The organism is [Clostridium] clostridioforme AGR2157 (genome assembly GCF_000424325.1).
Lineage (GTDB): Bacteria > Bacillota > Clostridia > Lachnospirales > Lachnospiraceae > Enterocloster > Enterocloster clostridioformis_A.
Map to the genome: position 1 here is coordinate 65,326 of NZ_AUJR01000005.1, position 14,614 is coordinate 79,939.

Genomic DNA, 14,614 nt, shown 5'->3' on the forward strand with positions numbered 1-14,614 from the left:
ACTTGTCAGATACGCTCTGGGAGGCGGTTTGTAAGAATTGCTCCGGTATATGCCGGGGCAGTTTTTAACTTTCCGGGAAAAGGAAAGACCTATTGTCACAGTAAAGGAGAGTATACATTGTGAATAAGATTCTGGATATGATGGAGCGGGAATTAAAGCAGGCATTTACAGCCAGCGGATATGAGGATTCATTCGCAAAGGTGGTTTTATCCAACCGTCCCGACCTGTGTGAGTACCAGTGCAACGGTGCCATGGCAGCGGCTAAGGCATATAAGAAGAAGCCAATCGATATAGCGAACCAGGTGGTGGAACATCTGGTTTCAGGCGGATCCCACCCTGTTTTTTCTGAGGCAGAGGCTGTGATGCCGGGATTCATCAACCTGAAGCTGTCAGAGGCGTTTCTGGCAGAGTATGCGGGTGCCATGGCTTCGGCAGATAAGCTGGGACTGGAAGCGCCTGAGAAGCCGGAGACAGTTATCGTGGATTACGGCGGGGCCAATGTGGCAAAGCCTCTCCATGTGGGCCATCTGCGGGCGGCCATTATCGGGGAGAGCATAAAGCGCATGGGCCGTTTCCTGGGCCACCATATGATTGGTGATGTGCACCTGGGGGACTGGGGACTGCAGATGGGCCTTATCATTGAGGAACTAAAGGACAGGAAGCCGGAGCTGGTGTATTTTGACGAATCCTTTGAGGGACCATTTCCCCAGGAGGCCCCGTTTACAATCAGTGAGCTGGAGGAGATATATCCTGCGGCCAGCGCCAGGTCCAAGGTGGACGAGGTGTTTAAGGAGAGGGCCCACCAGGCGACCCTGAAGCTCCAGAGAGGATATGCCCCATTCCGGGCAATCTGGCAGCATATCATGGCAGTCTCTGTGGCTGACCTTAAGAAGAATTACGCAAACCTGAACGTGGAATTCGATTTGTGGAAGGGTGAAAGCGACGCAGAGCCATATATCGGGGACATGATTCAGATGCTGGTGGATAAGGGGCTGGCCCATGAGAGCCAGGGCGCTCTGGTGGTGGATGTGGCTCAGGATACGGACACCAAGGAGATTCCGCCCTGCCTGATCCGTAAGTCCGACGGGGCTTCTCTTTATGCCACATCCGATTTGGCAACCATTGTGGAACGGGAACAGGATTTTAAGCCGGACCGCTATATTTATGTGGTGGACAAACGCCAGGGAATGCACTTTGAGCAGGTGTTCAGGGTGGCTAAGAAGGCAGGTATTGTGAAGGAAGGTACCCCCATGATTTTCCTGGGCTTCGGCACCATGAACGGGAAGGACGGAAAGCCCTTTAAGACACGTGAGGGCGGAGTCATGCGTCTGGAAAAGCTCATTGAGGAAATCAATGAAGCCGTATACCATAGAATCATGGAGAACAGGACCGTATCAGAGGACGAGGCCAGGAGTACGGCGGCTGTGGTAGGGCTGGCTGCCCTCAAGTACGGCGATCTGTCCAACCAGGCTGCCAAGGATTATGTATTTGATATTGAGCGCTTTACCTCATTTGAGGGTAATACAGGTCCGTACATCCTCTATACCATTGTCAGAATCAAGTCCATTATCGCCAAGTACAGGGAGAACGGAGGCCAGGTAAGCCAGGATGCTGTTGAAAAGAAGATTCTTGCCTGCACCGGAAGTTCGGAGAAGGCCCTGATGCTTATGCTGGCCAGATATAATGAGGTTCTGGAAAACAGCTTTGCGGAGACAGCGCCTCATAAGATATGCCTGTACATTTACGAGCTGTCCAATGCCTTTAACAGCTTTTATCACGATACCAAGATTCTGGCAGAGGAGGATGAAGCCAGGAAGGAGAGCTATATCGGCCTTATTTCCCTTACCAGACGGGTGTTAGAAGCCTGCATCGGACTGTTGGGTATCGAGGCTCCGGAGCGCATGTAACCGCGGGGATGTCCTGGGATGACCTGATACGTCCTGCTCTGGGGCAGGGGTATCAGGAATCCCGCTGAAAGGATGCATGAAGCAGATGAATATTGTCAGGATGAACACCAGCAGCTTCTGGAAGGGGGAGATTGGTGTGAAGGGCCTGGTTGAAGACCAGGGGGAAACATTTGAGGTAAATTTATATCTGGGAAGCGGAAGAGTAAGGGATTACTCCTGTTCCTGCAGCAAAGGGAATTCTTACAGGGGAATGTGCGCCCATGGGGAGGCCCTTTTTGCGTATTATAATCAGCAGAGGGAGGAGGCGTCCAAACCAACGGTTCATACATCCTCCCAGGTTCACACCATGATTCGGGAATACACCAACCGGGAGGTGGCCCTGATTCTGGCAGAGGAGGTGGACGCCCAGGTAAGGCTGGTGCCGGTGCTGATTCTGGACGGAAAGGACACGCGTCTGGAGTTCAAGGTGGGAATCACCCGTTTTTATGCTGTGCGGGATTTGAGGGCCTTTAAGGAGGCCGTTGAAAATGGCGCCCATGTGGCCTATGGAAAGGACCTGTCCTTTCATCACCACAAATCGGCTTTTACAGACAGCAGCAGGGAGCTTCTGGCCCTGCTTATGGGAGGAGTAGAAAACCAGAAAGCGGTCCGCAGCCTGACGCTAAACCGTATGAACCGTGACCGCTTTTTTGAAATAATGGCCGGCCGGACCGTGGAGGTCCAGCTTCCCGGCGGGAACCGGGTCATGATGGACATGGAGGATTCTGATCCGGTGGCATCACTTAAGGTGGAGAAGACGGGAAGGGACGGACTGAAAGCCAGCCTTATGGGGGTGGCTCCAATGAAAGGAGGCGAAGCCCCAAGGCCGGTAGCCGGCTGCTTCCGCGGGGAGCGGTTCCTGTATGTGGTGTCCGGCCAGAGGCTCTACCGGTGCAGCGAGTCATGTACCCAGGTCATGGGGCTGTTCATGGAGCAGATGTGCATGGAGCGGGATGAAAGCGTGATGGTGGGACAGAGGGATATTCCGCTCTTCTATGAGCGCGTTATCAAGCATATTCTTCCCTATTGCCGCCTGATGCTGGAGGACGTGGATTTTAAGGATTATGAGCCGGAGCCGTTAAAGGCGTCCTTCCGGTTCGACACAGGGGAGGATGGAGCTCTGGTGATGGAACCATCCCTTGCTTACGGCAGTTATGAATTCCATCCCCTGGAGGACGAGAACCTTCCCAGGACTATATGCCGTGATGTGCCGGGGGAGTTCAGGGTTAGCCAGCTGATTCATAAATATTTCAGGTACAAGGACCCGGAGGGAAGACGGCTGGTCATAAGGAATGACGAGGATGAGATTTACCGTCTTATGACAGAGGGGATGGACGAATTCCGCTCTATGGGAGATGTATATGTGTCTGAGAGCCTGCGTCAGTGGAAGGTTCTGGCGCCGCCCAGGGTTACTGTGGGTGTTTCTGCTGTCAGCGGCTGGCTGGAACTGGACGTGGACATGGGCGGTATGAACAGCCAGGAACTGAACCGGATACTGGCAGCCTACAGCCGGAAAAAGAAGTACTACAGGCTGAAAAGCGGACAGTTTCTGGGACTGAATGAAGGCGGTCTCACGGTCATCAGCCGCATGGCGTCGGAAATGGGAGTGACCAGGAAGGAGCTTCAGAGCGGCAGGGTCCGTCTGCCGGCTTACCGCGCCTTTTATCTGGATTATCTGCTTAAGGAGAGTACCGGAGTAACATATTACAGGGACCAGATGCTAAAGGCCATGGTAAGGTCGGTCAAGTCTGTGGAGGACAGTGATTTTACTGCGCCGGAGAAACTGAGGGGCGTGCTGAGGGAGTATCAGAGAATCGGGTATGTCTGGCTGAGGACCATGGACAGTTACGGATTCGGGGGAATCCTGGCCGATGACATGGGACTCGGAAAAACCATACAGATTATTGCCCTTTTGGAGGACGCCTATGGCTCAGGCGAACAGTCCCCGTCCCTGATTATATGCCCGGCTTCCCTGGTGTACAACTGGGAGCATGAGATCCGGCGTTTTGCGCCGGACCTTAAGGTGCTGTCGGTGGTGGGCAGCAGTTCGGAGCGGGAGGCCCTTTTAAAAGAGGTTGGCAAAAATCCGCAGGACTATCAGGCCATTGTGACGTCCTACGATTTGCTGAGAAGGGACATAGGATTATATGAAGCCGTCCATTTCCGGTATCAGGTCATAGACGAGGCTCAGTATATCAAAAACGCGTCCACACAGAGCGCCAGGGCAGTGAAGTCCCTGGATGTGCAGACCAGGTTTGCCCTGACAGGAACGCCTGTTGAAAACCGTTTGGGGGAGCTGTGGAGCATTTTTGATTATCTCATGCCGGGCTTTCTCTTTGGAAGCCAGTTTTTCAAGAAGGAATATGAAATCCCCATCGTAAGAGACGGCGATTCGGCAGCCCTGGAACGGCTGAAGCGGATGATAGGCCCATTTGTGCTGAGGCGGGTAAAGAAGGATGTATTAAAGGACCTTCCTGATAAGATGGAGGAGGTTGTATATTCCAACTTTGAACCGGAGCAGAAAAAATTATATGCAGCCAATGCAGCCAAGTTTAAGGAGAAGCTCAGCACGGGCGGCTTTGGCCGGGCAGGGGAAGGGAAGCTCCAGATTTTGGCGGAGCTCATGCGCCTGAGACAGATTTGCTGCGACCCGCGGTTGTGTTACGATAATTACAGGGGCAGTTCCGCCAAGCTGGAGACCTGCATGGACCTGGTGAGAAGAGGTGTGGCGGGAGGACATAAGATATTGTTGTTTTCCCAGTTTACCTCCATGCTGGATATCATTCATACAAGGTTAGAGAAGGAGGGAATCAAGAGCCACGTACTGACAGGAGCCACCTCCAAGGAAGAACGAATCCGTCTGGTGGGGGATTTTGGGAAGGATGAGGTGCCTGTATTCCTGATTAGCCTGAAAGCAGGGGGAACCGGCCTCAACCTGACCGCGGCGGATATCGTCATTCATTATGACCCGTGGTGGAACGTGGCTGCCCAGAACCAGGCCACGGACAGAACCCACCGGATTGGCCAGGATAAGCAGGTAACGGTCTATAAACTGATTACCAGAAATACCATAGAAGAGAACATCTTAAAGCTTCAGGAAGCCAAGAGCCATCTGGCGGATGCAGTGGTGCCTGAGGGCACGGTATCCTTTGGAAGCCTGACAAGAGATGATATACTGAATATCATAAAGGAGGAATAGGAAATGAAAGTATTAATGTTAAACGGGAGTCCCCATGAGAAGGGATGTACCTACACCGCCCTTGCAGAGGTGGCAGGAGAGCTCAATCAGGCTGGCATTGAAACAGAGATTATGCATGTGGGCGGCGGGACTGTCCGTGGATGCATGGGCTGCGGCGCTTGCGGTAAGCTTGGAAAATGCATTTACGGTGACGATAAGGTCAATGAAGCAGTGGAAAAAATGAGGCAGAGCGATGGACTGATTATCGGTTCACCGGTGCACTATGCTTCGGCCGGCGGGGCCATCACCTCCTTCCTGGACCGTTTCTTCTATTCCGGAAGCAGTGCTGCTGCCCATAAGCCGGGAGCTGCCATTGCCTCTGCCAGAAGGGCCGGAACAACTGCCACCCTGGACCAGCTGAACAAATATTTTATGATTACGCAGATGCCGGTAGTGTCCTCCCAGTACTGGAACATGGTGCACGGGCAATGTCCTGAGGATGTGAAAAAGGATGAGGAAGGCATGCAGATCATGCGCGTTTTGGGCAGGAACATGGCCTGGATGCTCAAATCCATTGAGGCTGGAAAAGCTGCCGGAGTTACGCTTCCTGAGACAGAGGAGAAGAAGAGAACGAATTTTATACGGTAGGAACATGGCGGATACATGAATAAGGTTAGTGCATGAAATCAATGCATGGAATCAATACATGGAATCAGGATGACCTGACTTAAGATATGGGGCCCGGCACAGTGGTGTGCCGGGCTTTTAATATGGCTGTATGTACGTCTATACCAAAAAAAATAATGCTTGTCACAAATCCCCCATTCTGTTATACTTTGATATAGTTAACTAGCTAATTATAAGCAGACTAATGGTTAATCAGTTAATATACAGGAAGGAGGCAATCTACTTGGACAATGCACCATGCTGCTGTTTTGTTCAATCCCCGGAGCACTGTCTCATAGAGAAGTACATCCGGGTGGCCAGGCTGCACCGGAGTATGATGGAGCACCGTCTGAACGGAACAGGGGTGTACCGCAGCCAGCATCAGATTCTGATGTTTGTGTCGGATAATCCCAACGTATCCCAGAAAGAGCTGGCAAGGATGTATGGCGTGTCCGGGGCCACCATGGCTGTTTCCCTTAAGAAACTGGAAAAGAGGGGCTATATAAGGCGCCTGGTAGACCAGGAGGACAACCGGTGCAACCAGATTTGCATAACGGATAAGGGCAGGAAAGTGGTGGTGGACAGCGTTAAGATTTTCAGGCACATTGAGAGCCGTATGTTTGAAGGATTTTCTGAGAATGATATGAAGGTGCTGGGAGAACTGCTGGACCGGATTTATGGGAATCTGAACCAGGAGTTTACGGACAGGGCGGAAAGAGAGGAATCTTAAGTGAAACGATACGGAAAATATATAAAACCATATCTTGGAGCCTTTATCCTGGGCCCTCTTCTGATGCTGACCGAGGTGGCGGGGGAAATCATGCTGCCCAAGCTGATGTCCATGATTATCAACAACGGGGTGGCGCAGAGAAATGTGCAGTATATCCTGTCTGTGGGAGGGCTGATGATACTGGCCACCCTGGTTATGGCCATAGGAGGAATCGGAGGAGCCTATTTTTCGGTGAAAGCGGCAATCAGCTTTACCAGCGATTTGAGGGACGATCTTTTTTCCAAGGTGCAGGAATTTTCCTTTAAGAACATAGACGCCTACAGCACAGGCTCACTGGTCACCCGTCTGACCAATGATATTCAGCAGGTCCAGAACGTGCTTATGATGGGACTGCGGATGGCCATGCGCGCTCCGGGCATGTTCATAGGAGCCCTGATCATGGCTTTCATGATGAATGCCAGGCTGGCAGTGGTCATACTGGTGGTCATCCCCCTGCTGACAGCAGCCATAGCCGTCATACTAAAGACAGCATTCCCCAGGTTTACCGCCATGCAGAAAAAGCTGGACCAGCTAAACTCCGGCATCCAGGAGGCGCTGACCAATGTGCGGGTTATCAAGTCCTTTGTGCGGGAAGAATTTGAGGAGGATAAATTCAGGGACATGAACCAGGATTTAAAGAACAGCAGCCTGGATGCCATGAAAATCGTCATTGTCACCATGCCTGTGATGACCTTTGCCATGAACATAACCACACTGGCTGTTGTGTGGTACGGGGGTAATATCATTATTGCAGGGGATATGCCGGTAGGGGATTTGACTGCATTTACCACCTATATCGTACAGATACTCATGTCACTTATGATGCTTTCCATGGTATTCCTGCAGCTTTCCAGGGCAGTGGCATCCATCCGCAGGGTGGGTGAGGTCATGGACACGGAGATCGACCTGACAGACGAGGGGGCCTCCAGGAAGGACCTGGCTGTATTGAAGGGAAAGGTGGAGTTTAAGCATGTGAGCTTCAGCTATACGGACAACCAGGATGAGATGGTGCTGGAGGATATAAGCTTTACGGCAGAGCCGGGGCAGATGATAGGAATTATCGGATCCACAGGCAGCGGCAAGACCACCCTGGTGCAGTTGATACCGCGGCTTTACGATGCCACAAAGGGCCAGGTGCTTGTGGACGGGGTGGATGTCAGGGATTATTCCCTGAAAAACCTGCGGGAAGGCGTGGGTATGGTGCTCCAGAAAAATGTGCTCTTCTCAGGCACCATAGAGGAGAACCTGCGCTGGGGCAGGGAGGACGCCTCCATGGATGAAATCAGGGAAATGGCACAGAGCGCCCAGGCAGACAGCTTTGTCACCTCCTTTACCAATGGCTATGATACGGACATGGGACAGGGCGGGGTCAACGTATCGGGGGGCCAGAAGCAGAGACTCTGTATTGCCAGGGCTCTGCTTAAGAGGCCAAAAATCCTGATACTGGATGACAGCACCAGCGCCGTGGATACTGCCACTGAGGCCAGGATACGGCAGTGTTTCAACACCAGCCTTAAGGATACCACCAAAATCATCATAGCACAGCGCATTGGATCCGTGGAAGAGGCTGACCGGATCTTGGTGCTGGATGAAGGCAGGCTCATCGGACAGGGGACCCATGAACAGCTTATGGAGGAATGCCAGGCATACCAGGAGATTTATTATTCCCAGAGGGACCGAAAGGAGACGGCTGCATCATGACGAGACAACAGAAAGCGGAGAGCCTGAAACGGCGCTATGGAAGACATGGGGCTCCTGAGTCCATAGGTCCCATGGGAGGGAGAAGGCATGGACCGGGACGGAATATGGGCATGGGCCCGAAACGGCTGCCCAGGAACGCAGGCACCACCATCAGACGTCTTCTGCATTATTTAAATGAGGATAAACCCAAGATGATGCTGGCATTTTTCTGCGTCATCCTCAACACCGCCGCAACGCTGGCAGGCTCCTACATGCTGCGGCCTATCATCAATACATTTATTGCCCCTCTGACGGGAGGTCCCGGGGATCCGGAAGGACTTGCTAGGGCCCTGGCTGTGCTGGCGGCTGTGTTCGCGGTGGGGGTGTTTGCCAATTATGCCCAGGCAAAGGTCATGCTGACCGTGGCCCAGAATACCCTGCAGAAAATCCGCAATGACCTGTTTGGCAGAATGCAGAAGCTGCCGGTGCGGTTTTATGATACCAACTCCAACGGTGATTTGATGAGCCGTTTTACAAATGATGTGGATACCATCGGACAGATGCTCAGCTCCACGCTGGTACAGCTGTTTTCCGGTGCATTAAGCATCATAGGCACCCTGTTCCTCATGCTGTACACCAACCTGATTCTGACTCTTGTCACCCTGGTGATGATTCCTGCTATGATGAAGGCGGGAGGGGCTGTGGCCGGGTGGAGCCAGAAATACTTCACTGCCCAGCAGACATCCCTGGGAGCCGTGAACGGTTATATAGAGGAGACCATCACCGGACAGAAGGTGGTTAAGGTATTCTGCCACGAGGACACGGCCAGGGAGGAATTCGGCATACTGAACCATGACCTGAGGTACAACCAGATTCGGGCCCAGTTTTTCGGCGGTATCATGGGGCCTGTGATGAACAGCCTGAGCCAGATCAACTATTCCCTTACCGCCTGTGTGGGCGGCCTGCTCTGTGTGCTCAGGGGCTTTGACGTGGGAGGGCTGACCGTGTTCTTAAACTTTTCCAGGCAGTTTAGCCGTCCCATCAATGAGATATCCATGCAGGTCAGCAATGTATTCTCAGCTCTGGCCGGAGCAGAGCGTGTATTCGCGGTGATGGATGAGGAGCCGGAGCCGGCGGACACCATGGACTGCGCGGTGCTAAGTCCCATGATTGGCCATGTGGTGTTCAATCATGTTACTTTTGGCTACGCCCCGGATAAAACCATTCTTAAGGACATAAACCTCTATGCCAAACCTGGACAGAAGATTGCCTTTGTAGGCTCTACCGGAGCGGGAAAGACCACCATAACAAACCTGCTGAACCGGTTCTATGACATCCAGTCAGGTTCCATCACCATTGACGGGGTGGATATACGCCGCATTTCAAGGGACGCCCTGCGAAACAACATTGCCATGGTTCTCCAGGACACCCACCTGTTTACAGGCACGGTGCGGGAGAACATCCGCTACGGCAGGCTGGATGCCACGGACGACGAGGTCATCCAGGCGGCCAAAACAGCCTCCGCCCACTCCTTCATCATGCGTCTTCCTCACGGATATGATACCATGCTGGAGGGAGACGGGGCCAATTTAAGCCAGGGGCAGAGACAGCTTCTCAATATTGCCAGGGCAGCCATATCCAAGGCCCCTGTGCTGATTCTGGACGAGGCCACCAGCTCTGTGGATACCAGGACGGAAAAACACATTGAGCACGGCATGGACCGGCTGATGGCAGACCGCACCACCTTCATCATTGCCCACAGGCTGTCCACAGTGCGAAGCGCCAACGCCATCATGGTTCTGGAGCACGGGGAAATCATAGAGAGGGGTACCCACGAGGAGCTTTTAGAGATGAGAGGACGATACTATGAATTGTATACAGGCATGAAAGAACTGGATTGATTGCCATGAAATTAACATATAAATTAAATTAATAACGAATAAAATCTGTATTGTATACAATCTTTATTTATGCTATACTAAGTTGGTGTATTCCGGAGGGGCAGGCAGCCCCGCCGGTTATACCGGACGCTGGTACTTGTCCGGCCGCACAAAGGAATAAAAAGAAAGAAAAGAGGGAGAGAATCCATGGGTTTGGCGACTTTTAAAGGCGGCATCCATCCATATGAGGGGAAGGAGCTGTCAGAGAACAAACCGGTACAGGTCCTGATGCCAAAGGGCGACCTGGTGTACCCGATGTCACAGCACATTGGTGCACCCGCGAAGCCTCTGGTAGCAAAGGGCGATCATGTACTGGCAGGCCAGAAGATTGGAGAAGCAGGCGGTTTCATCTCTGCCAATGTAATTGCTTCTGTTTCAGGAACGGTGAAGGGCATTGAACCAAGGCGTATGGCTAACGGAACAATGGTGCCCTCCATTGTCGTTGAAAATGATGGAGAATATAAGACAGTTGAAGGCGTGGGAGAGGACAGGGACCCATCAGGCCTGTCAAAAGAGGAAATCCGTAACATTGTGAAGGAAGCCGGTATCGTGGGCCTCGGCGGGGCGGGATTCCCCACTCATGTAAAGCTGACTCCGAAGGATGAGAACGCCATCGAGTACATACTGGTCAACGGCGCGGAGTGTGAGCCGTACCTTACCAGCGACTACCGAATGATGTTGGAGGAGCCGGAGAAAATCGTAGGCGGCTTAAAGGTCATCCTTCAGCTTTTTGACAATGCAAAGGGCGTTATCGGCATCGAGAACAATAAGCCGGAGGCCATCAAGAAGCTTACCGAGATGGTGAAGGACGAGCCGCGCATCACGGTTTGTCCGCTTATGACAAAGTATCCTCAGGGAGGAGAGCGTTCCCTGATTTATGCCGTTACAGGCAGGAAGGTCAACTCATCCATGCTTCCCGCGGACGCAGGATGCATCGTGGACAATGTTGACACTGTGATTTCCATCTACATGGCAGTGTGCAAGAGCACGCCCCTGATGAGGAAAATCATTACGGTCACCGGAGACGCGGTGGCGGACCCCAGGAATTTCAGCGTAAAGCTTGGAACCAATTACCAGGAGCTGCTGGACGCAGCAGGCGGTTTTAAGACAGAGCCGGAGAAAATCCTCTCAGGCGGCCCCATGATGGGCCAGGCCATATTTGACCTGAATATCCCGGTAAGCAAGACTTCATCCGCCCTGACCTGTTTCACAAAGGACCAGGTGGCGGAGATGGAGCCTTCCGCGTGCATACGGTGCGGAAAGTGCGTCAGCGTATGTCCAAGCCACATCATCCCTGTGATGATGATGCAGGCCGCCCTCAGGGACGACTGCGAGACATTTGAGAAGCTGAACGGTATGGAATGCATGGAGTGCGGAAGCTGTACCTATGTATGTCCGGCCAAGAGGCCTCTGACTCAGGCATTTAAGGAAATGCGCAAGACAGTTGCGGCTAACCGCAGGAAGAAAGGGTAGGAGGGGACATAAGTCATGAGTAAATTATTAAACGTATCATCATCCCCGCATGTGAGAAGCCATGAGACCACCCACAGCATCATGCTGGATGTGGCCATTGCCATGTTGCCTGCAACCGCTTTCGGTGTGTATCATTTCGGCATGCATGCGCTGCTGGTGCTTATAGTTACGGTTGCAGCCTGTGTTTTAAGTGAGTATGTATATGAGAAGCTGATGAAGAAGCCAAGTACCATCAGCGACTGCAGTGCCCTGGTCACAGGCATGATTCTGGCACTGAACATGCCTCCGGAGATTCCGGTGTGGATTCCGGCCCTGGGCGGAATCTTTGCCATCATCGTGGTGAAGCAGCTCTACGGCGGCCTGGGACAGAACTTTATGAACCCGGCTCTGGCAGCCAGGTGTTTCCTGCTGATTTCCTTTGCGGGAAAGATGACCAATTTCAGCTACAGCGGATTTGACGGCGTGTCCGGCGCAACACCCCTGGCAGTGCTTAAGAGCGGCGGGGCAGTGGATGTTCCGGCCATGTTTGTGGGAAACATCCCAGGTACCATCGGAGAGGTTTCCGTGATTGCCCTTTTAATCGGCGCTGCTTATCTTCTGGCAAAGAAGGTAATATCCATCCGGATTCCGGGTACCTACATACTGACGGTTGTTGTATTTGCCATCCTGTTTGGAGGCCATGGATTTGATTTGAACTACATTGCAGCCCACCTGTGCGGCGGCGGCCTGATTTTCGGTGCCTTCTTCATGGCAACCGACTATGTGACCAGCCCCATTACTCCAAAGGGCCAGATTGTGTTCGGCATCCTGCTGGGCGTGCTCACAGGACTGTTCAGGATTTTCGGCGGATCCGCAGAGGGCGTGTCCTACGCAATCATCATCAGCAACATCCTTGTTCCGCTGATTGAGAAAGTAACCCTTCCCAAAGCATTTGGAAAGGAGGGCAAGTAAACATGAGCAAATCAGGATTTATGAAAGACGCGGTGATTCTCTTTGTAATCACCCTGGTGTCAGGATGCCTTTTAGGCGGTGTATACCAGCTGACCAAGAAGCCCATTGAGCTGGCTACCATAGCGGCCAACAACAAGGCATACAAGGCAGTGTTCCCAGAAGCCGAGACCTTTGATTTGGACGAAGCCCTGACAGCTGCCATCCCGGCCTGCAACGAAGCCCTGGCCGGCATGAATTTTGGCGGTGTGGAAGTGGAGAATGTGTTAAAGGCAGTGGACGCAGGCGGCAGCCAGTTAGGCTATGTCATCACCTCCCTGTCCAATGACAGCTACGGCGGCGTGGTGAAGCTGTCGGTGGGACTGAAGGACGACGGAACCATCACAGGCATCGAGTTCCTGGAAATCAGCGATACTCCCGGTCTGGGATTAAAGGCAAAGGAACCAGCGTTCAAGGACCAGTATGTGGGAAAGAATGCACCTGAGCTTTCCGTCACCAAGTCAGGCAGCGCGGATGATACCCAGATTAATGCCATCAGCGGCGCTACCATTACTTCAAGTGCAACAACCAATGCAGTCAATGCAGCTTTATATTACCTGCATAACTGCATCCAATAAATAGGAGGTGGGAACATGAATAAATGTACAGAACGTTTATATAACGGTATTGTGAAAGAAAACCCTACCTTCGTCCTGATGCTTGGTATGTGTCCGACACTGGCTGTCACCACATCCGCCATCAACGGTCTGGGTATGGGACTTTCCACAACCGTAGTTTTACTGTTTTCCAATATGATTATCTCTGCCCTGCGTAAGATCATACCTGACAGGGTACGTATTCCGGCGTATATCGTCATCGTCGCATCCCTGGTTACCATGGTACAGCTGCTGCTCCAGGCTTATGTGCCAAGCCTGTACTCTGCGCTTGGCATCTATATCCCGCTGATTGTGGTTAACTGTATCATCCTTGGCCGTGCAGAATCCTACGCATCCAAGAACGGTCCGGTGGTATCCACCTTTGACGGCCTTGGCATGGGCCTTGGATTCACCCTGGCTTTGACCTGCATCGGTCTGGTCCGTGAGATTCTCGGTTCCGGAGCCATATTCGGGAACGTGGTGGTCCCGGAAGATTACCATATTGCTATCTTTGTGCTGGCTCCCGGCGCGTTCTTCGTGCTGGCGCTCCTGACCGCGCTTCAGAACAAGTTCAAAGCGCCGTCCGCAACCAACGGTTCCGTGCCTCAGTCCAAGCTGGCCTGCGGCGGAAACTGTATGTCATGTACCGGCTCTGCCTGCATGGCTAACCATGAGGCGCTGGAGACGAGGATGCGTCAGGCCGAGGAAAAGGCTCTGGCGGCAAAGAAGGCAGCTGTAGCAAAGAAGGAAGCAGAGCTTAAATCAGCTGCTTCCAAAAAAGAAAATTAGGAGGGTGGACAGATGAAAGAGTTATTATTAATTGCCATTGGTTCCGCTCTGGTTAATAACGTTGTTTTGAGCCAGTTCTTAGGACTCTGTCCATTCCTCGGTGTTTCAAAGAAGGTTGAGACCTCAGCCGGCATGGGTGCGGCCGTTATCTTCGTTATAACCATAGCATCGGCAGTGACAAGCCTGGTTTATACCGGAATCCTTGTGAACCTGCACCTGGAATACCTGCAGACCATCGTGTTCATCCTGGTCATTGCAGCCCTGGTTCAGTTCGTGGAGATGTTCCTCAAGAAATCCATGCCGTCACTTTATGAGGCCCTGGGCGTGTACCTGCCTCTGATTACGACCAACTGTGCGGTGCTGGGTGTCGCCCTTACCAATGTACAGAAGTCATACAGCTTTATTCAGAGCGTTGTGAACGGCATCGGAATTTCCGTTGGTTTTACCATCGCTATCATCATGCTGGCCGGTATCCGTGAGAAGATTGAGCACAATGATGTACCGTATTCATTCCAGGGCTCACCCATTGTTTTAATTACCTCAGGTCTCATGGCAATCGCATTTTTCGGATTTTCCGGATTAATTTAGAA

General features: G+C 52.4%; 11 protein-coding genes. All 11 read left to right on the plus strand.

Going from position 1 to position 14,614, the window contains the following annotated elements:
• The first annotated feature begins 119 nt into the window (after nt 1–119).
• Nucleotides 120–1,907 (plus strand): arginine--tRNA ligase, encoded by a 1,788-nt coding sequence (gene argS / locus G614_RS0102470; protein WP_027640649.1) that lies wholly within the window; start codon nt 120–122, stop codon nt 1,905–1,907.
• A gap of 85 nt (nt 1,908–1,992) precedes the next feature.
• Entirely contained in the window at nt 1,993–5,145 is a 3,153-nt protein-coding gene (locus G614_RS0102475; RefSeq protein ID WP_027640650.1) for a DEAD/DEAH box helicase, read from the plus strand.
• A gap of 3 nt (nt 5,146–5,148) precedes the next feature.
• Nucleotides 5,149–5,772: a flavodoxin family protein gene (locus G614_RS0102480; RefSeq protein WP_027640651.1), complete on the plus strand. Its 624-nt coding sequence runs from the start codon at nt 5,149–5,151 to the stop codon at nt 5,770–5,772.
• A 262-nt stretch (nt 5,773–6,034) separates the two neighbouring features.
• A complete protein-coding gene (locus tag G614_RS0102485) occupies nt 6,035–6,520 on the plus strand; it encodes a MarR family winged helix-turn-helix transcriptional regulator (RefSeq protein ID WP_027640652.1) in 486 nt (161 codons plus the stop codon).
• Nucleotides 6,521–8,260, plus strand: coding sequence for an ABC transporter ATP-binding protein (locus tag G614_RS0102490; protein ID WP_027640653.1), 1,740 nt, complete (start codon nt 6,521–6,523; stop codon nt 8,258–8,260).
• Nucleotides 8,257–10,140 carry an ABC transporter ATP-binding protein gene (locus G614_RS0102495; RefSeq protein WP_027640654.1) on the plus strand — a complete coding sequence of 628 codons (1,884 nt, stop codon included), beginning with the start codon at nt 8,257–8,259 and terminating at the stop codon, nt 10,138–10,140. The genes G614_RS0102490 and G614_RS0102495 overlap by 4 nt, the downstream gene beginning before the upstream one ends.
• A gap of 186 nt (nt 10,141–10,326) precedes the next feature.
• Nucleotides 10,327–11,652 carry an electron transport complex subunit RsxC gene (gene rsxC, locus G614_RS0102500; protein WP_027640655.1) on the plus strand — a complete coding sequence of 442 codons (1,326 nt, stop codon included), beginning with the start codon at nt 10,327–10,329 and terminating at the stop codon, nt 11,650–11,652.
• 15 nt (nt 11,653–11,667) lie between these two features.
• Complete coding sequence (locus G614_RS0102505; RefSeq protein WP_027640656.1) at nt 11,668–12,603, plus strand: RnfABCDGE type electron transport complex subunit D; 936 nt, start codon at nt 11,668–11,670, stop codon at nt 12,601–12,603.
• A gap of 2 nt (nt 12,604–12,605) precedes the next feature.
• The gene (locus G614_RS0102510) at nt 12,606–13,217 is read left to right on the plus strand and encodes an RnfABCDGE type electron transport complex subunit G (RefSeq protein WP_027640657.1); all 612 of its coding nucleotides are present in this window, start codon (nt 12,606–12,608) and stop codon (nt 13,215–13,217) included.
• Nucleotides 13,218–13,232: 15 nt separating this feature from the next.
• Nucleotides 13,233–14,024, plus strand: a complete 792-nt coding sequence (gene rsxE, locus G614_RS0102515; RefSeq protein ID WP_022203268.1) for an electron transport complex subunit RsxE — start codon at nt 13,233–13,235, stop codon at nt 14,022–14,024.
• A 12-nt stretch (nt 14,025–14,036) separates the two neighbouring features.
• Nucleotides 14,037–14,612 (plus strand): electron transport complex subunit RsxA, encoded by a 576-nt coding sequence (gene rsxA, locus G614_RS0102520; protein WP_002583853.1) that lies wholly within the window; start codon nt 14,037–14,039, stop codon nt 14,610–14,612.
• The last annotated feature ends 2 nt before the right edge of the window (nt 14,613–14,614 follow it).

What these genes read in the sequence shown, in the direction of transcription:
- rsxC (WP_027640655.1), top strand. Translation starts at nt 10,327, where the DNA reads ATGGGTTTGGCGACTTTTAAAGGCGGCATCCATCCATATGAGGGGAAG.
- G614_RS0102495 (WP_027640654.1), top strand. Translation starts at nt 8,257, where the DNA reads ATGACGAGACAACAGAAAGCGGAGAGCCTGAAACGGCGCTATGGAAGA.
- rsxA (WP_002583853.1), top strand. Translation starts at nt 14,037, where the DNA reads ATGAAAGAGTTATTATTAATTGCCATTGGTTCCGCTCTGGTTAATAAC.
- G614_RS0102510 (WP_027640657.1), top strand. Translation starts at nt 12,606, where the DNA reads ATGAGCAAATCAGGATTTATGAAAGACGCGGTGATTCTCTTTGTAATC.
- G614_RS0102505 (WP_027640656.1), top strand. Translation starts at nt 11,668, where the DNA reads ATGAGTAAATTATTAAACGTATCATCATCCCCGCATGTGAGAAGCCAT.
- G614_RS0102475 (WP_027640650.1), top strand. Translation starts at nt 1,993, where the DNA reads ATGAATATTGTCAGGATGAACACCAGCAGCTTCTGGAAGGGGGAGATT.
- G614_RS0102480 (WP_027640651.1), top strand. Translation starts at nt 5,149, where the DNA reads ATGAAAGTATTAATGTTAAACGGGAGTCCCCATGAGAAGGGATGTACC.
- rsxE (WP_022203268.1), top strand. Translation starts at nt 13,233, where the DNA reads ATGAATAAATGTACAGAACGTTTATATAACGGTATTGTGAAAGAAAAC.